9 protein-coding genes are annotated in these 18,682 nt (G+C 72.0%); all 9 read left to right on the top strand.

From position 1 onward, the window contains the following. Positions 1 to 66 precede the first annotated feature (66 nt). Positions 67 to 1,707: an ABC transporter substrate-binding protein gene (locus tag BJ963_RS12975; protein WP_179457097.1), complete on the top strand. Its 1,641-nt coding sequence runs from the start codon at positions 67 to 69 to the stop codon at positions 1,705 to 1,707. Further along, positions 1,685 to 2,722, top strand: a complete 1,038-nt coding sequence (locus BJ963_RS12970) for an ABC transporter permease (RefSeq protein ID WP_179457096.1) — start codon at positions 1,685 to 1,687, stop codon at positions 2,720 to 2,722. Before BJ963_RS12975 ends, BJ963_RS12970 begins: the two co-directional genes overlap by 23 nt. Next, a complete protein-coding gene (locus BJ963_RS12965) occupies positions 2,719 to 3,603 on the top strand; it encodes an ABC transporter permease (RefSeq protein ID WP_179457095.1) in 885 nt (294 codons plus the stop codon). Before BJ963_RS12970 ends, BJ963_RS12965 begins: the two co-directional genes overlap by 4 nt. After that, entirely contained in the window at positions 3,600 to 5,315 is a 1,716-nt protein-coding gene (locus BJ963_RS12960; protein WP_343037278.1) for a dipeptide ABC transporter ATP-binding protein, read from the top strand. The genes BJ963_RS12965 and BJ963_RS12960 overlap by 4 nt, the downstream gene beginning before the upstream one ends. Continuing rightward, positions 5,312 to 6,736: an NtaA/DmoA family FMN-dependent monooxygenase gene (locus tag BJ963_RS12955; RefSeq protein WP_179457094.1), complete on the top strand. Its 1,425-nt coding sequence runs from the start codon at positions 5,312 to 5,314 to the stop codon at positions 6,734 to 6,736. Before BJ963_RS12960 ends, BJ963_RS12955 begins: the two co-directional genes overlap by 4 nt. Before the next feature lie 112 nt (positions 6,737 to 6,848). Beyond that, the gene (locus BJ963_RS12950) at positions 6,849 to 7,838 is read left to right on the top strand and encodes an NADP-dependent oxidoreductase (RefSeq protein ID WP_179457093.1); all 990 of its coding nucleotides are present in this window, start codon (positions 6,849 to 6,851) and stop codon (positions 7,836 to 7,838) included. 254 nt (positions 7,839 to 8,092) lie between these two features. Beyond that, positions 8,093 to 9,916 carry an ABC transporter ATP-binding protein gene (locus BJ963_RS19540; protein ID WP_343037277.1) on the top strand — a complete coding sequence of 608 codons (1,824 nt, stop codon included), beginning with the start codon at positions 8,093 to 8,095 and terminating at the stop codon, positions 9,914 to 9,916. Further along, complete coding sequence (locus tag BJ963_RS12940; RefSeq protein WP_179457092.1) at positions 9,913 to 10,704, top strand: energy-coupling factor transporter transmembrane component T; 792 nt, start codon at positions 9,913 to 9,915, stop codon at positions 10,702 to 10,704. The genes BJ963_RS19540 and BJ963_RS12940 overlap by 4 nt, the downstream gene beginning before the upstream one ends. 172 nt (positions 10,705 to 10,876) lie before the next feature. Further along, on the top strand, positions 10,877 to 18,427 hold the full coding sequence (locus BJ963_RS12935) for a DUF5979 domain-containing protein (RefSeq protein ID WP_246298058.1): 7,551 nt from the start codon (positions 10,877 to 10,879) through the stop codon (positions 18,425 to 18,427). Positions 18,428 to 18,682 lie beyond the last annotated feature (255 nt).

Here is an 18,682-nt window from a genome sequence, read left to right as displayed (position 1 = left end):
GCGGCATCGACGGCGCTTGCGGACTCCCGCATCCTGATGCGCATCCCCGATGCCAGAGGAGTCCTCATGCGTTCCCGTTCCCCCCGTTCCCTCGGCGCCGCCGCCGTCGTCCTGACCGGCGCGCTGGCGCTGTCCGCCTGCGCCTCCGGCTCCGACGCCGCAGCAGGCTCCGGCACGAAGGTCGCCGGCGGCACCATCGTCTACGCCCACCAGCAGGAGCCGGCCTGCGTGTTCGGCGGCTGGATCGAGCAGGCCTACCTCTCGTACCAGGTGCTCGACAACCTGACCTCGCTGGATGAGGACCACAAGGTTGTCCCGTGGCTCGCGACCTCGTGGAAGCAGTCCGACGACGGTCTCACCTGGACCTTCGACCTGAAGAAGGGCGTGACGTTCACCGACGGGACGCCGCTGACCGCCGCGGCCGTCGCCTACAACTTCGACTACTGGGTGCAGGGCGGCAACAGCACCGCGAAGGTCTGGCTCGACGGCTACTACAAGGATGCGAAGGCCGTCGACGACACGACCCTCCAGATCGACCTCTCCCTCCCCTACCCGCGGCTGGCCGACAACCTGACCCAGGGCTACTTCGGCATCCAGTCGCAGCACGCGCTGGAGACCCGCAGCAAGGAGCAGAACTGCGAGGCCCCGATCGGGTCGGGCGCGTTCATCGTCGACAGGTGGAACCGCGGTCAGGACATCATCCTGAAGAAGAACAAGAACTACACGTCGCCGCCGGCGAACGCGAAGCACACCGGCCCGGCCTACGTCGACGAGATCGACTGGAAGTTCGTCGCCGACCCGACCACCCGCGTCGCCGCCCTGCAGGGCGGACAGGTGGATGCGATCTACGACGTCCCCGCTGTCCAGTGGAGCACGCTGAAGTCCGGCGGCTACCAGCTGGAGAAGTATGTGACCCCCGGCCGGCCGCAGCAGATCTCGTTCAACACGCAGCAGGGTCCGTTCACCGACGAGAAGGTGCGCCAGGCGTTCGCCTACAGCCTCGACCGCAAGCAGATCGTCGACACCATCGGCCGGGGAGTCATCCCGTTCGAGGGCAACGGCGGCGTCAGCCAGGCGACGCCCGGCTACAGCGAGAAGGCGGCGGGCTGGTACAGCCAGGACCTCAAAAAGGCCGACGCGCTCCTCGACTCCGCCGGATGGACCCGTCAGGGCGACAGCGGCGTCCGAGAGAAGGACGGCGCGAAGCTCACCGTCTCGCTGCCGTACGGCGCCGGCTCGATCATCAACGCGGACGGCGCGGCCATCCTCCAGGGGGTCAAGGAGCAGGCGGCGAAAGTCGGCTTCGACGTGAAGCTCGTCCCGGTTCCGCAGAGCGAGTTCTTCTCCGGGAAGTACGCCGGACCCGACACTCACGACCTGGCCGCCGGCTACTGGACGGCCGTCACCGCGGGCATCCTCTACATCAACTGGCGCCCGTCGACCCCGGACCACCCCAACTACTCCAACGCCGCGTTCTACAACGACCCGACGCTCGAGCAGTACATCCTCGACGGCAACTCGGCCCCGACGGTGCAGGCGCAGAACGCCGCCTACGAGAAGGCGCAGGACTACATCGCCGAGCACGCGCTCTCGATCGGCGTCTACGACCGGCTGAGCACGCTCGCCGTCGCACCGAAGCTCCGCGGGGTGTGGCAGGAGCACGCACAGGGAGGACCGACGTTCTATGACGCCTACTTCGTCAAGTGAGCAGGGCGCCGCGCCGGAGCAGGGCGCCGCGGCGGGGCCGATCGCGCAGAACCCGATCCGGCCCCGCGGGGGCCGCGCGGTCGCGATCACCCTGCTGCGCAAGGTCGGCGCCGCACTCGTGGTGCTGTGGGGGGCTGCGACCGTCGCCTTCTTCGCGCAGCTGGCTCTTCCCGGCGACCGCGCGACGACCATCCTCAACATCCGCGCGGGCCAGGCGCAGGCCCGGACCCCGGAGGAGCTGGCGCAGATCAACCAGCAGTACGGGCTCACGAAGCCCGTGATCGTGCAGTACCTCGACTACCTCCGCGGCCTGGTGGCCGGCGACTTCGGCACGTCGTATCAGCAGTACCGGCCCGTCACCGCCGTGATCGGCGAGCAGCTGGGCAGCACGCTCACGCTCTCGCTGACCGCCATCGCGTTCGCGTGGCTGATCATGGTGGTCTGGGTCACGCTGACCGCCGGACGCGGGCCCCGGCTGTCGGGCTTCGGGTCGACGGTGGATGTGGTGACGGCCGGGCTCCCCGCCTACTGGCTCGGCATCATCCTGCTCCTGGTGTTCGGCCTCGGGCTGCACTGGTTCCCGATCATCAGCGGCTCGTCGCCCGCGGGGATCGTGCTGCCCGCGCTGACGCTGGCCATCCCGCTCGCCGGGTTCATGGCGCAGAGCGTCCGCACCGAGTTCGAGCGCTCGCTCGATCAGCCGTTCGTGCTGTCGGCGCGGATGCGCGGGATGGGCGAGTGGGGCATCCGGCTGCGTCACGTGCTCCGGCACGCCGTCATCCCCGCCGTGACCCTGTCGGGCTGGGCGCTCGGGGCGACCCTCTCCGGCGCCGTGATCGTGGAGTCGATCTTCTCGCGCCCGGGCATCGGCTCGGTGCTGGTCGGCGCAGTCAACGCGCAGGACCTCCCCGTGGTCACCGGCATCGTCACCCTGGTGGCGATCGTCTATGTGGCCGCCAACCTCATCGTGGACGTCGTCTACACCCTCATCGATCCCCGCCTGGAGCTGACATGACCGCCCTCGGCACCCCTCCCGCCAGCACCGCCCCCGCCGCCGCGGTCCGCCCGACGCTCGCCGCGCGACTCGGTCGCACGCCGTGGGGGCTCGTCGCCGCCGTGGCCTTCGCCGTCCTCCTGCTGGTCGCGGTGATCGCGCCGCAGGCGCTGACGACGCATCTGCCGACCGCGATCGACTACCAGGCGGCCCTGCAGCCGCCGAGCCTCGTGCATCCCTTCGGCACGGACGAGTCGGGCCGCGACCTCTACACCCGCGTCGTCTGGGGCGCCCGCGACTCGCTGACCATCGGTCTGGGCGCCGCGGCCGTCGGCGTCGGCCTGGCTCTGGTGCTGGGAACGCTCGCGGCCCTCGGCGTGAATCCGGTGGCCGTGGTGATCGACCGGTTCGTGGAGATCCTGTTCGCCTTCCCGGCCCTGCTGCTCGCCCTGCTGCTGATCGCGATCGCCGGGCCGAGCGCCGCGACCCAGGTCTTCGCGGTCGGTATCGGCACCGCTCCGGGGTACGCCCGGATGATCCGCGGGCAGATCCTCGGAGCGCGCGAATCGGGATACGTCGAGGCGGCGACCGCGCTCGGCCATTCGCGGTGGCGCATCCTGCGTGCGCACATCCTGCCGAACGCGCTACGGCCGCTCGTCGCGGTGTTCGCGCTGTCGATCGGGCAGTCGATCGTCTGGGCGTCGAGCCTCTCGTTCCTCGGCCTCGGCGTCGCCCCGCCCGCCTCGGAGTGGGGCGCACTGCTGGATGCGGGGCGCCAGTACCTGACGACGGCGTGGTGGCTCGTCGTCATCCCCGGACTCGTGATCGTCGCCGTGGCGCTCGCCGCGACGACCATCGGACGGCACATCCAGGCGCGCCTGGAGAAGGGAGAGCGGTCGTGAGCATCGTCGAGCGCGACAGCGCGGAGACCGACGGCATCGTCGAGGAGCTGGACTGGCCGGCGACCCGGCTGCGGGTGCGCAACCTCCGCACCGCGTTTCGGGTGGATGGTGTGCTGCGTCCGGTCGTCCACGGGGTGAGCTTCGACCTGCGGCCGGGCGAGTGCGTCGCGATCGTCGGGGAGTCCGGCTCGGGCAAGTCGGTGACGGCCCGCTCCCTGGTCGGCCTCGCGGGCCGGTCGGCGGTCGTCGAGGCGGACGAGCTGACCATCCACCACGAGGACGTCCGCGCCTTCGGCCCGCGGGAGTGGAAGCGCATCCGCGGCCGCGACATCGGGTTCGTGCTGCAGGATGCGCTGGTGTCGCTCGACCCGCTGCGCGCGGTCGGGCGCGAGATCGAGGAGGCGCTCCGGCTGCACGGCTGGGGCGGCCGCCGGGCGCGGCGGGAGCGCGTGCTCGACCTGCTCACGCGGGTGGGAGTGCCGTTCCCGGCCGTCCGTGCCAAGCAGCGGCCCGACCAGCTCTCGGGCGGTCTGCGGCAGCGCGCGCTGATCGCGTCCGCCATCGCGCTCGATCCCGACATCGTGATCGCCGACGAGCCCACGACGGCGCTCGACGTGACCGTGCAGGCGCAGGTGCTCGACCAGCTGGAGCGGATGAAGGAGCGCGGCGCCTCCGTGATCCTGATCAGTCACGACCTGTCGGTCGTCGCCCGGCTCGCCGACCACATCCTGGTGATGCGGGGTGGCGACGTGCTGGAGCAGGGCCAGGCGGACCAGGTGCTCGGCGCGCCCTCCCATGAGTACACACGTGCCCTGATCGCCGCCGTGCCGGGCGAGGCGACCCGCGGCCACGCCCTCACGCCGGGGGCCGCACCGGTGCCGGCCAAGCCGCCGGCCGGGGCGGTCGTGCTGGAGGCGACCGAGCTCGTGAAGCGCTTCCACACCTCCGACGGGACCGTCACCACGGCGGTCGACCGGGTCTCGTTCTCGCTCCGGGCCGGCGAGACCCTCGGCATCGTCGGGGAGTCCGGATCGGGCAAGAGCACCACCGCACGCCTCGCTCTCGGGCTGGAGTCGCTCGACGGCGGCGCCGTGCGGCTGCTCGGTCAGCCCTGGGCGCCGCTCGCGGAGAGCAGGCGGCGCGGTCTGCGCAGCCGCATCGCCGTGGTCTACCAGGACCCGCTGAGCTCGTTCGATCCGCGCTGGAACGTCGAGCGCATCCTGCTCGACGCCCTGCGCTCGGAGCGGTTCGCCGCGGCCGGGGAGCGGCGCGCGCGGGTGCTCGAACTGCTGGAGCAGGTCGGCCTGCCCGCGAGCGTGCTCCCGCGCTTCCCGCTCAAGCTGTCGGGCGGGCAGCGTCAGCGCGTGGCCATCGCCCGCGCGCTGGCGCCCCGTCCGGACGTGATCGTGCTGGACGAGGCCGTCTCGGCGCTCGACGTCACCATCCAGGGCCAGATCCTCGACCTGCTCGCCGAGTTGCAGCGCGAGTCGGGCGTCGCCTACCTGTTTATCTCGCACGACCTCGGCGTCATCAGCCATCTCAGCGACCGCGTCCTCGTCATGAAGGACGGGGTGGTGGTGGAGGAGGGGTCGCCGGATGATGTCTTCGAACGGCCCGCGCACCCGTACACTCGTGCCCTGATCGCCGCCATCCCGGAGTTCGACCCGGCCGCGCGAGCCGCCGCCACCCCTGAAAGCGAGACCGCCGCATGAGCGAACCGAAGCAGCTCTTCGTGAACCTGTTCGAGATGGCCTGCGTGAGCCACATCACGCACGGCCTGTGGACGCTTCCGGGCAACAACCGGGAGCGGTTCGCCGACCTCGACTACTGGCTGGAGCTGGCGCAGCTGCTCGAGCACGGCGGCTTCGACGGCATCTTCCTCGCGGACGTGATCGGCGCGTACGACGTGTTCCGCGGCGGCCCGGAGACGGCGCTGCGCGAGGGGCTGCAGAGCCCGAACCTCGACCCGCTGCTGCTCGTCCCGGCGATGGCCGCGGTGACCGAGCGGCTCGGCTTCGGCGTGACCTTCTCGACCACCTACGAACCGCCGTTCGCGTTCGCCCGCCGGATGTCGACGCTCGACCACCTGACCAAGGGTCGCATCGGCTGGAACATCGTCACGTCGTACCTCCCGAACGCCGCGCGCAACTTCGGCCTCGACGGCGAGGTGCCGCACGACGAGCGCTACCGGTACGCCGACGAGTACCTCGACGTGCTCTACAAGCTGTGGGAGGGCTCGTGGGATGACGACGCCGTCGTCGCCGACCGTGCGGCCGGGGTGTTCACCGACCCGTCGAAGGTGCGGTACATCGACCACGTCGGCGAGCGGTTCCGCGTCGCCGGGCCGCACATCGTCCACCCGTCGGTGCAGCGGACGCCGACGCTGTTCCAGGCGACCGGATCGCCGGCGGGCATCGAGTTCGCCGGGCGTCACGCCGAGGTCGTCTTCACCGGCGGCCGCACCAGCGAGGAGTTCCGGCGCAATGCCGACGGGATGCGCGAGGCGGCCGTACGGCACGGGCGCGAGCGCGACGACATCCGCTTCATCGCGATGGCCGGGGTCATCGTCGGACGGACGCAGGAGGAGGCCGAGGACAAGTGGCGGCTGTACCGGGAGCGCGCGAGCCTCGACGGCATCCTCGCGCACAGCAGCCTGCCGGTCGACCTGACCGCGTTCCCGCGCGACATCACCGTGCGGGAGGCGCTGGCACGCGCCGACTTCCCGGCCTCGAAGGTGCCGTACCTTCCGCTCGACAGCACGGTCGGCCAGGCGCTCGACTTCATCAAGGTGGGCCGCGACGAGAGGTTCCTCGTGGTCGGCGACCCGAGGACCGTCGCCGATGAGATCGAGCGCTGGCTGGACGAGGACGGGCTGGACGGCATCAACCTGCGGCAGTACCACTCCTTCGACACGGCCCGCGACTTCGCCGATCTGGTGGTGCCCGAGCTGCGCCATCGTGGCCGCCTGCCCGACGAGGGCTCCTCCTCGGGTACGCTGCGCGAGCGCCTGTTCGGCGCGGGTCGCTCCCGCCTCCCCGAACGCCACATCGGCGCTCGGTACCGCGGCGGAGCGAACCTCGATGTGCCTGTCGAGCCGCTGCAGCTGCACTTCGAGCATGCGGCGTCGTTCTGACGCGTGTGCTCGTCGCGGCGGCGACGGGTAACGGTAGACAGTAGAGTTTCTAGCCAAGCTAGGTATATCCTGACGTCACGATCACAGCGATCGGCGGCGGGAGGAGCATCCCATGGCAAAGACGCCCGGGGAGACCATGGTCTTCGAGTACGACGGCAACGGGGATGTCGACGTCCTCCAGAAACGCACACGGCCGTTGGCGACGCCTGGCCCGGACGAGGTGCTCGTCGAGGTGATCGCCACCGGGATCAACCACATCGACGGATTCATCCGCACCGGCCGGGAGACGGCCTGGGCGGATGAGCCGTTCCCCCGGGGCTCGGGCAGCGACTTCGCCGGCATCGTCGTCACCGGCGACGCCGCCGGCCGGTTCCGGAAGGGCGCGGAGGTGATCGGGCACGTCCGTGTCGGGGCGCACGCCGAGTACATCGTCGTGCCGGTCGCGGCCCTCGTCTCGAAGCCGCCGCACGTTCCGTGGGAGGTGGCCGGCGGCCTGTACCTCGCGGGAGTGACCGCTCTCGACACGCTCGACGACCTCCGCATCGGCCCGGACGACACGGTCGTCATCTCCGCGGCGGCCGGCGGCGTCGGCAGCATCGAGGCGCAGCTGGCCAAGCACCGGGGCGCCCGGGTCATCGGAACGTGCGGGGACCGCAACTTCGACTACCTGCGGCAGCTGGGCATCCGGCCGGTGCGCTACGGCGACGCGATCGAGGAGCGCATCCGCGCCGAGGCGCCAACGGGCGTCACCGCGCTGATCGACAACTTCGGGCAGGACGGACGGGCCCTGGCGGAGGCGCTCGGCGTCCCGCCGTCGAGGTACCGGTCGAGCGAGGACCGCCGCGACACCGAGCTGCGGCTGCTCCAGGACGACCCCGAGACGGTGGCGCACGGCACCGCGCAGCTGGGGAGGCTCGCGCAGCTCGCCGACGAACGCGCGTTCACCCTGCTGATCTCCGGCTTCTATCCGCTCACCGACATCAAGTACGCCTACGACGACCTGCAGAACCTGCACTCGCGCGGCAAGATCGTGCTCGGCACGCATCCCGTCACGACCTACTGGACCCTCAAGACCCGCGACGTGCAGGAGGCGCGGGGCTGAGCCGCATCCCCTCCCATGCTCGCGTGCGCCGTGCGCGAAACGGAGGATCTGCGGCGCTGATCGGCCCGGTCCGCCTCCGTTTCACGCCAGGACTCGGCGCGCCGCCCGCAGACTCCTCCGTTTCCGACGGCCTGCCTCCGGCGCGGAACGGAGGGGATGCGGTCGCGTGAGGCGCGGACGTCCTCCCGCGCGGGCCTTCGCGCCGTCGCGGCGCGTGCCGTAGCGTGGGGCGGGTCGGCGAGAGGAGAGGGTCCGTGGGCGATCGGAGGTCCGTGGACGCCGTTCCGTCGGCATCCGGCCCCACCGAGACCGCCGCCGAGACCGCCGCCGAGACCGCCCACTCCGCGTCCCCGACCGTGCCCGCGGCCGAGGCGAGCCAGGTCCGGGTCCGGCACGACGGCGCCTCGGCGTGGACGCCCGACGGCATCGACGTGACCGTCGCGCCGGGCGAGGTCCTCCTCGTGCTCGGCCCGAGTGGATGCGGCAAGTCGACGTTCGCGCTGACGCTGAACGGGCTCGTGCCGCACGCCGTCCCCGCCGAGGTGGAGGGGTCGGTGAGGGTGGGCGGCGTCCTGACGCGGGATGCGACGGTCGCCGAGCTCAGCGAGCACACCGGGATGGTGTTCCAGGACCCGGACGCCCAGCTCGTCGCACGCACGGTGCTCGACGAGGTGTGCTTCGGGCCGGAGAACCGGCTCGTCCCGGTCGGCGAGGTCGAGGCCAGGGCCGAGTCCGCGCTGCGAGCCGTCGGGCTGTGGGAGCGGCGCGACGACGACCCCGACACGCTCTCCGGCGGTGGGCGGCAACGGCTCGCGATCGCCTGCGCGCTGGCGCTCGACGCGCCACTGCTCGTGCTCGACGAGCCGACATCCAACCTCGATCCCGCCGGCGCGGAGGAGGTCTACCGGGTGCTCGGACGGCTCACCGGACCCGGTTCGACGCACTCCGTCGTGCTGATCGAGCACGACCTCGATCGTGCTCTGGCCATCGCCGACACCGTCCTGGTACTGGACGGGTCGGGCCGCCCGTTCGCCTCCGGCCCGGCGCGCGAGGTGCTGCGCGAGCGCGCGGACGAGCTGGATGCGCTCGGCGTCTGGCTGCCCACCCCGACGACCGCGGCGTTGCGCCTGCGCGCGGCGGGCATCCCCCTCGATCCGCTCCCGCTCACCCCCGCCGAACTCACGCGCGCCCTCTCCCACGCCGAGATCCCCCCACCGTCGAGTCCGCGAACTTTGCACGCTCGCGAGGCCCCAGGCGTGCAAAGTTCGCGGACTCGACGGTGGGCGGTCGAGGTCTCGGGGCTCACGGTCCGGCGCGGCGGACGGGCGGTGCTGGAGGACGTCTCGCTACGCGTCGGGCGCGGCGACTTCCTCGCGATCGTCGGCCCCAACGGCGCGGGGAAGACGACGCTCGTGCAAGCGCTCGCCGGGGTCGCCCGCGCCCCGCGCTCGACCATCGACGTCCTCGGGCTCGACCCGGCCCGCGCCTCCGTCCGCGCCCTGCGCGAGACCGTCGGGTTCGTCTTCCAGAATCCCGAGCACCAGTTCGTCACCCACAGCGTCGAGGACGAGCTGGCCTTCGGACTGCGGCAGCGTCGGCGGCCCCCCGCCGAGATCGCAGAACGCGTGGATGCGATGCTCGCGACGCTGGGGCTCACCGGGCATCGCTCGGCGCATCCCTTCCTGCTCTCCGGCGGCCAGAAGCGGCGGCTCTCGGTGGGGACGGCGCTCATCGAGGGCGCGCCGGTGCTCGTGCTCGACGAGCCCACCTTCGGCCAGGATCGCGCCAGCGCGACCGAGCTGCTCGGGCTGCTCGCCGAGCTGAACCGCGGCGGAACGACGGTGATCGCCGTGACGCACGACCTGGGACTGATCGGCGAGTACGCGTCGCACGTGGCGATCGTCGAGGGCGGCCGGGTGCCGGTCGTGCGCGAGACCACCCGCATCCTCGGCGACCCCGCGCTGCTCGAAGCGCACGGACTCCGCCAGCCCGCCCTGGCGCGCGCCCTCGCCGACCCCGCTGTGCCCGAGCCGCTGCGCGGGCTCACCCGCCTCGCCGACCTCCCGGGCCCGCGATGACCGCCGCGTCCACCGCCCTCCGCCTGGCGGAGCGGCCCCCCGGCTTCCTCTCGCGCCTCAACCCGCTGGCCCCGATCGCGGCCGTCGTCCCGGCGTGGATCGGGCTCCTCGTCACCCGGGACGCGGCCGTGCCGCTCGTCCTGCTGGTCGGGGCGGTCGTCCTGCTGCTGGCCGGCGCGCGCCTCCGCGCCGGAGCCGTCGTGGCGCTCCTGGTCGGGATGCCGGCCGGCGTGCTCGTGATGGCGATCGGCTTCGGCGTGTGGGCGGCCCCGGACAGGATCGCGGACCCGACGGTGCTGGTCGCGGTCGGCTCGTACCGGTTCACGGTCGGGGCCCTGCTCATCGGGCTGACGACCGCGTTGCGGCTCGCCGCCGTCGTGACGCTCGCCCTCGTCGGCGGCCTCACCACCACCGGCCCGGATCTGGCCCGCGCCCTGACCGCGCAGCTGCGCATCCCGTACCGCTTCGCCTACACCGCCGTGGCCGCCTACCGGTTCGTGCCGCGGTTCGCGGCCGAGCTGGCCTCCCTCCGGCGGGCGATGCGGGTGCGCGGCGTCGCGCCGGGACGCGGACCGGTCGCCGCCGCGCGTCGTGCCGGCGCGATGGTGGTGCCCCTGCTGGCGTCCAGCATCCGGCACGCCGACCGCGTCGCGCTCACCATGGAGTCCCGCGCGTTCGGAGCACATCCGCGTCGCACCGAGCGCACCCCGCCGCAGTGGCGCGTGCGCGACACCGTGTTCGTCGTCGCGCTGTCGGCGGCCACGGCCGCGGCTCTCATCCTGCTCTGACGCCCCTTCCTGCCCCCAGAACAGGGGAAGACGGCCCTCCAGCAGGGTGAACCCGGGGTGAAAAACGCTCACCTCCCCCCGCGATTCCGAAAGACTCCGGGCAGTACCCGACGCGCTGCGTGTTCCCGCACCTCCGCGATCTTCCCGACTGTTCTGCCCGAAGGACCACGTCTTGCTTACCCGATTCCGTTCGTTGTTCCTGCCTGCCCGCGGCGCCCACGCCCGCCGCCGTACGCTCCGCGCCCCGGCCAGCGTGGCCGCGGGCATCGTGCTCGCCCTGATCGGGGCGGTGGCCGTCGGAGCTCCCGCGGCCAACGCCGACGACCTGGGCTCCGGCGTGCTCAACCTCGCCAAGACGGCGAATGTCACCGAGGTCACCCCCGGCCAGAGCTTCCTCTACACGCTCAACTACGGCTGCTCGTCGACGACGACCGGATGTGTGAACGCCGTCCTGAGCGACCCCGTCCCCGCTCCGCTGCAGATCGTCGGAAAGCCGACGGTCGTCGGTGCGGGCAGCGCCACCACGACGGTCAACGGCAACACGGTCACCGTGGCCTTCGCCGACAGCGTCCCCAACACCGTCCCGGCGAGCACGGGCCTCGCCGCGGGGACGACCGGGTCGGTGCAGATCCAGGTCACCATGCCGCAGAACGTCGACAAGTCGCTCGACGGCACCCAGCTGACCAACACCGCCACCTTCACCGCGACCAACGCGGCGACCGTGAGCGGCTCCGTGCCGGTCACGGTGCGCGTCCCCGACGTGATCACCGCCTCCGTCTCGAAGACCTGGACCCCGGGCTCGACGCAGTACAACCCCGGCGAGACCTCCCAGGTCGCTCTGACCGTGAAGAACACGTCCAACATCGCGGCCACCAGCCTGACGGTCGCCGAGCCTGCCGACCCCTCGGCCGCCGGAAGCACGTTCCAGTACTACGACCTCGCGGGCTTCGGCGCCGTGACCTTCCCCGCGGGCGCGGACCAGGTCCAGGTCGTCGCCCTCACCGCGGGCGGCAGCGTCGACGGACCCGTCGGCGCCACTCCGCAGCTCCCGGCCGGCGTGCAGCCCGGCGACGTCACCGGTCTGCGTTTCGTCTTCTCGTCGAGCACGGGCGACAGCATCGAGGCCGGCGGCGCCGCCGGATCGGTCGCTCTGACCCTGACGCAGCGCGCGACGGCCCGCACCGGAGGCGCGAGCCTGGTGACCGGGGGAACCCGCACCAACCAGGTCGGCGCGACCGTCAGCACGCCGAGCGGCGACGGGCAGGCGCCGGTCGCGTCCGCCCAGCAGGTCGTCGCACCGCTCACCGTCTCGGTCTCCGCCGACAAGTCGTTCGTCGACCCGCAGATCCCCGCGGGCCACTCCTCCGTCGCGACCGTCACCGCGAAGAACACCTCGACCGGACCGCTCACCAGCCTGACGGTGACCGAGCCGGGCTCCGGAACGTTCTTCACGAACAAGGTGACCTTCGGCGGCTTCGCCGCCGCCGCCGCATGGCCGCAGGGTGCGACCGGCGCCACCGTCCACTGGCTCGTCAACTCGGGCGCTGCACCTGCCGACTCGACCGTCGACCAGGCCTCCGGTCTTCCGGATGCCCCCACGCTTGCGGGCGGCCAGTACCTGACGGGCTTCCAGATCGTCTACACCGGGTCGATCGCCCCCGGAGCGACGGCGAGCATCCCCTTCACCGTGAACACGACGACGGATGCGGGCCCGGCCGGCTCCGGCTTCGTCAGCTACCCGAACACCGCGACGGTCGAGGGCGCCAACCCGGCGGGGACCGCGACCGACACCGCGAACGCCAACCTCGACGTGTACTTCCCCGAGGTCAAGCTCACCCTCGACAAGACCATCACGCCCAGCACGGTCATCCCGGGCGGGACGAGCCTGGTCCAGCTGTCGGCGCAGACGCCGACCGGTACCAGCTCCGTCCGGCCGGACACCATCGTGATCAGCGAGCCGCAGGACACCGCGAGCGCGCCGTACTGGAACGCCTTCGACGCCACCGCGATCGCTCCGACCGGGGTGCCGTTCGGCTCGAAGCTGACCATCGAGTACACCACCGACGGCACCACCTGGAAGACGCTCACCGTCGTCGACGCGACGGCCGCATCCAAGACCTACTCGGCCACCCTCGACAGCGTGCTGCCGAACGGGACGACGCACTCCGACCTCCGCGGCCTGCGCTTCACCTTCCAGGACGCCGACGGCTTCGGCCAGGCGACCAACGTCAAGCCGGCGATCACCTTCACCGCCCGCGGCCAGCTCCGCGACGACAGCGGCCCGACCGACCCGGGCGCCTACCCGACCGTCACCCCGTACCAGAACTGCGCCCTCAGCCAGGCGTCCGGAACGGTCGCCGGATCCGGCATCACCAGCCAGCCCGTCGCCGACTGCGCCACCGTCGGCGTCCAGGCGACGCAGGGCGGCCCCGGCCCGCTGCTCGCGGCCAAGAGCTGGGACGGCACCAAGGTCGTCCAGGCGCAGTCCGGCGCCACCACCGGCGTGACGCTCGGCTGGGGCAGCCAGGTCAGCGGGATGCAGTCGATGACCATCCAGGACCCGGCCGTGCCGAGCCCCATCGGCGGCAGCGTCTTCCAGGCGTTCGACCTGGTCCGCATCGACGCGATCACGCCCACCTCCACCGCGGGCGCGACCCTCGACCCGCAGATCCGCTGGGACAAGGTCTCCAAGGTCGAGCTCTTCGACGGGACGCAGTGGAACGACATCACATCCTCCGCCTGCACGAGCGCCAACGCCTGTGACGGCGTCTTCCCCGGCTACACGCTCACCGCCGCGCAGCGCGCCAGCACCCAGGGCGTGCGGCTGACCGTGATCGAGAGCCCGAACCGCGCCGCGCGCATCCAGTCGACCGGCGACCCGACCGCGCCTGCCGTCGGGAGCGGGGTCGCCGCCGTGAGCGCGAGCGCCCAGCCGAACGGCCGGACGATGCACCTCGACCTCGCCGTGCGCAACACCCTCCGGGGCGGGACGGCCACCGACTGGGTCACCGGCACCCGCACCTACAACCTCGGCGGATCGCCGGGGGCCGTGGACAACACGGTGCGCGTCGGCGCCCAGCCGTTCGACGGCGACCCGGTCAGCCGCGACGCGAACGACCACGTCACGATCATCGACCCGACGTTCACCACGAAGGTGACGAAGACCGCCTCCCCGCAGACGCTCGTCATCCCGCAGCCCGATGTCCCGGCCTCGGCGTACCCGAGCACGACGTACGCGACGACGGCCACCAACACGTCGACGAGCAAGACCTGGCAGCTGCGCCTCTCCGACCCGACGGAGTGTGTGAACGCCGCAACGTCCGACCCGTGCGTGTTCGCGCCCTATGACGCCGCGTCCAACCCGTTCGAGCAGCTGAATCTGACGAAGATCGTCGTCGACCTGACCCAGGCGCCGGGGGTCCAGACGAGCGCCTCCAGCGTCTCCCTGCTCCACCTGGCGGGAGACGGGACCACCACCACCCAGACGGTCACGCTCGCGCAGGCCGCGGCCATGACACCGGCGGACCTCAGCGACGTCGTCGCGGTGAGCGCGCTCCTGCGGGGCACGAACGCGCAGGGCGCGGATGGGACGGGCGGCACGATCGCCCCCCAGCAGAAGGTCGGCCTCTCGCTCACGGCGCAGCTGCGCAAGACGACCCGTACGGGTGGCACCGCTCCGGTGCCCAGCACGATCGTCAACAACGCGCACGCCACCCTCCACGACGACGTCTACCCGGCTGTGCAGGCCGCCGACGAGCAGGGCGTCACGGTGACGCTCCAGAACGGCAACCTGCAGGTCACCACCGGGAAGACCTTCACCCCGACGAGCACCCTGCAGGCCAACCCGGTAGACCCCATCCAGGTGAACCTGCGGGCGCGGTCGACCGGGACGCTGTCGCCCAAGATCCTCGTCATCGAGGACTCGGACGACAGCTTCTGGAACGCCTTCACCCTGAAGTCGTTCACCCTGCCCAACACGCCGACCGGCGCCGACCGGGTGCAGGTGGATGCGCGCACGGGCCAGGGCGCAAGCGCCCAATGGGTGTCCGGAACGCCGACGGCGATCGGCTCGGCGGCCCTCCCGTCCGGCGTCTCCGCCGCGGATGTGACCGGCCTGCGCTACACCTACACGCGTGCCGACGGCGCGGCCTTCTCCGCCTCAGAGGACAAGGACGACGTCCGGCTGAACGTCTCGCTCCGCTCCACGCTGCGCGACGGCAGCGGCCCGGTGACCTCGACGGTCGTCGCTCAGCCCATGCCGGGCGAGACGGCGGCGGGCACCATCTCCGACACCGTCACCGCCGACGCGTCCTACAACGACGTGCACGCCACCCAGGCGAGCGCGAGCGCGGCCTTCACCGTGGACCCGGGCACCGCGAAGCTCCAGGTGGAGAAGACGAGCCCCGGTCAGGCCGCCTCCGGACGCGAGGTGAACTGGACGCTGCGGTTCAAGAACAACGGAACGGGCAGCCTCGCCAACCCTGTCGTGACGGACACCCTCCCCGCGGACGGATCGCTGCTCTATGTGCCGACCAACGTGCCGACCTTCAGCACATCCACCGGGGGCACCCTGCCCGTCGACGGCGCGGCGATCACGCGCACCTACGACGCGACGGCGGGAACGATCCGGTTCACCTGGCCGGCCGGCTCGCAGCTCGCGCCGGGCGAGACCTACAGCATCACCATCGGGCTGCAGATCAAGCCGGGACTGGCTCCGGCCAAGACGGCCGTCAACACCTTCGGGGTGTCGACCGACCGCCAGCTGACCAGCGCGGACTGCGCCGCGCTCAACCCGGGCAACGGGCGGGCGGTGACGTTCGCGGGCAACACGTGCTCGACCAGCAACGTCGTGACCACGCTGTCGCAGGGCTCGTTCACCGCATCCAAGGGCGTGCGGTCCTCCACCGGGCAGGCGCAGAACGTCGTCAACCCGGCGCTGCCCTGCACGGCCGACGCGGACGGCTACTACCGCTACCCGTGCGCAGCGGTCAGCGCGATCGGCGCGACGGACGACTGGAAGCTCGAGATGGTGAACGGCGGAAACGTCGCAGCGAAGACGCTGACCGCGGTCGACGTCTTCCCGTACCCGGGCGACACCGGTGTGGTCGACTCGTCGGCCCGCGGCTCCGTGTACTCGCCGGAGTTCACCGGCGACCTCACGTTCCAGCCGACCGGTGACGCCGCCGGCGCCGTGATGACCTGGTACGTGACGACGGACGCGAAGCCCTGTGCCGCCGACATCACCCCGGGCTCCTCCTGCCCGGCCGGTGCGTGGGTGCCGTCGAGCCGGATCGGCTCGACCATCCAGGCGGCCCAGGTGACCGGCGTGAAGATGGTCTTCGACTTCAGCGGCACCCCCTCCGGTACCCTCGCGGCCGGCGCCGCGGTCAAGGTGACCTACACCAGCACGAACGTCCCGACCACGACGGCCGGCGACCACCGCGCTCCGGTGAGCGCCCCCGTCACGGCTGTCCGTGCCTGGAACTCGTTCGGCTTCTACCCGACCTACGCATCGGGCTCGCAGCCGGCCGGGCCGCAGGAGCCGATCAAGGCGGGCGTCATCCTGACGGGCGGCCCGCTGCAGATCACCAAGACCGTCACCGGGCCGGCGGCGCAGTACGCGCCGACCAGCTTCCAGGCGGACGTGTCCTGCACGGTCGACGACGTCGCCGTCGACCTCGGGGCGAACGCGGCGGTGACGCTGAGCGCGGCGAACCAGTACACCGCGCGGATCGACGGCATCCCGACCGGCGCCCAGTGCGCCGTCACGGAGCACGGAGCCGACGGATCGTACGGCGAGGCGAGCCGGACCGTCACGCCCGGGTCGGTCTCGATCGCCGCGGCGGACTCCAGCGCACCGGTGCCGGACGCCCAGAAGGTCTCGATCGTCAACGAGTACGGCACGACCGACCTCACGGTGACGAAGCACGTCGACACCGCCGCGACGGCCGGCTCCTTCGGGCCCTTCGGTGTGAGCGTGGTCTGCACCGCTCCGCTCGGCCAGAGCATCCCGCTCGCCGCCGGAGATGCCGCCTTCACCCTCCAGGACGGCGGATCGCACACGATCAGCGGTCTGCCCGCACGCTCCAGCTGTGTCGTGACGGAGACGGATGCGGACGGCGCGGCCACCGCGCCGAACCACGTCGCCATCTCGGTCGACGGTGCGCAGGCGACCGACGGCGCGCAGGCGACGGTGGTCCTCGGCACCGGACCCCAGGCGACGACCGCCGCCATCACGAACCACTACGCGGCCGGTGCTCTCGCGATCACCAAGATCGTCGACGGCGACGCCGCGGCCGGATACGGTGACGGACCGTTCACGGTCCACGCGACCTGCGTGTACGCCGGAGACCAGACGCTGTTCGACGGAGACCTCTCCATCGTGGGCGGTCAGACCCTGACCGTGCCGGGCGTCTACCCGGCCGGCACCGAGTGCTCCGTGGTGGAGACCACGGACGGCGGTGCGACGGGCAGCACGGTGGACACGCCGACCGTCACCATCCCGGGAGCGGCCGACGGCTCCGTGCCGACGGTCACCGTGAGCGTGACGAACACGTTCTCGGCGGGCAGCGTCACCATCGTGAAGCAGCGCGTCGGCGACGGCGTCGCGCGCTACGGCGCCGGCCCGTTCACGGCCCAGCTCGTCTGCACCTGGCAGAAGGACGGCCAGACGCTCACCATCCCGCTGCCGGACGCGGGCGTCGTCACCCTGGACGATTCCAACGGCTACACGGCGACGGTGACCGGCCTGATCCAGCGCGCCCACTGCGACGTGACCGAGACGGCGACGGGCGGTGCCACCGGCGTGTCGATCGCGCCGAGCGCCGGCGTCACCGTCCCGGCGGGAGCGCCGGCCGAGGTGACGATCACGAACACGTTCGACACCGGCTCCCTCGTCATCGACAAGAAGCGGATCGGCGAAGGCGTCGCCTCCTTCGGTGCCGGCCCCTTCACCATGCAGGTCACCTGCACCTACGAGGTGGACGGGGTGGTCACGCCGATCGACCTCGGCAGCGACGGCACGGTGGTCCTGTCGAAGGCGAACGGCTACACGGCCAGCATCGACGGCCTGATCGCCGGCGCGTCCTGCGCCGTCGAGGAGACGGACGCCGGACTGGCGACCGCCACCACGATGGACCCGGCCGACGGCACCGTGACGATCGCAGCGGGCGCCGCCGCGACCGTGACCGTGACCAACCGCTTCGATGTGGGGCACCTCACCATCGCGAAGACGGCGGACCGGTCGACGGCCACGGTCGGCGACACGATCGTCTACACGATCACGGTCACCAACGACGGGCAGATCGACGCGAAGGATGTGGCCGTGACCGACCACCTTCCCGCCGGCCTCCAGGTGGTCGGGGCTCAGCCCGCCACGACGACGGTGACGGACGGCGAGCTGCACTGGGTGATCCCGGGCATCGCCGTCGGCGCGAAGGCGACCATCACCGTCGCCGCGAAGCTCATCGCACCGCAGGACACCACCAACCGCGCCAGCGTCGAGACGCCGGCCGGCCCGTGGGATCCGTCCTCCGGCGACGAGCGGTGCGGCGACACTGCCACAGCGTGCGCGACGGTGATCGATCCGCCCGTCCACGGGCTGGCGAGCACCGGCAGCGACCTGCTCGGGTCGCTGGCCTGGGCGATGACGGCCCTGGCCGCGCTCATCGCCGGTGCCGCCCTGCTCCTGCTGCGCCGTCGGCCGAGGATCCGGAAGCGATGAGCCAGACCCGTTCTGGCCAGCGACCGGCCGAGGGAGAGGCTGGGTAAGCCCTCTCCGTCGCGCGGCGGGGAGGACGGGAACCTCCCCGCCGCACTTTCTTTCCGAACCGGCGTCATGATCCGGCCCGTCGGCAATCTCTTAAGCGGGGTCGCGCAAGGGGGCCCGTGACGTCGGCGTATTCGGCCCGCCGGCCCGCGGCGCCGCGCGTGCGCTCGCGGTGGGCCGGGTTTCCCGGCCCGGCCCACCGCCACCCGC

The sequence above is a fragment of the Leifsonia soli genome (assembly GCF_013408745.1).
GTDB classification, from domain to species: domain Bacteria; phylum Actinomycetota; class Actinomycetes; order Actinomycetales; family Microbacteriaceae; genus Leifsonia; species Leifsonia soli.
The sequence above is the reverse complement of the archived record's forward strand: the minus strand, read 5'-3'. Positions and strand labels throughout refer to the sequence as shown.

Bases quoted from the DNA above. Each gene is read 5' to 3' on its own strand.
- BJ963_RS12975 (WP_179457097.1), top strand. From the start codon at position 67: ATGCGTTCCCGTTCCCCCCGTTCCCTCGGCGCCGCCGCCGTCGTCCTG.
- BJ963_RS12970 (WP_179457096.1), top strand. From the start codon at position 1,685: ATGACGCCTACTTCGTCAAGTGAGCAGGGCGCCGCGCCGGAGCAGGGC.
- BJ963_RS12965 (WP_179457095.1), top strand. From the start codon at position 2,719: ATGACCGCCCTCGGCACCCCTCCCGCCAGCACCGCCCCCGCCGCCGCG.
- BJ963_RS12955 (WP_179457094.1), top strand. From the start codon at position 5,312: ATGAGCGAACCGAAGCAGCTCTTCGTGAACCTGTTCGAGATGGCCTGC.
- BJ963_RS12950 (WP_179457093.1), top strand. From the start codon at position 6,849: ATGGCAAAGACGCCCGGGGAGACCATGGTCTTCGAGTACGACGGCAAC.
- BJ963_RS12940 (WP_179457092.1), top strand. From the start codon at position 9,913: ATGACCGCCGCGTCCACCGCCCTCCGCCTGGCGGAGCGGCCCCCCGGC.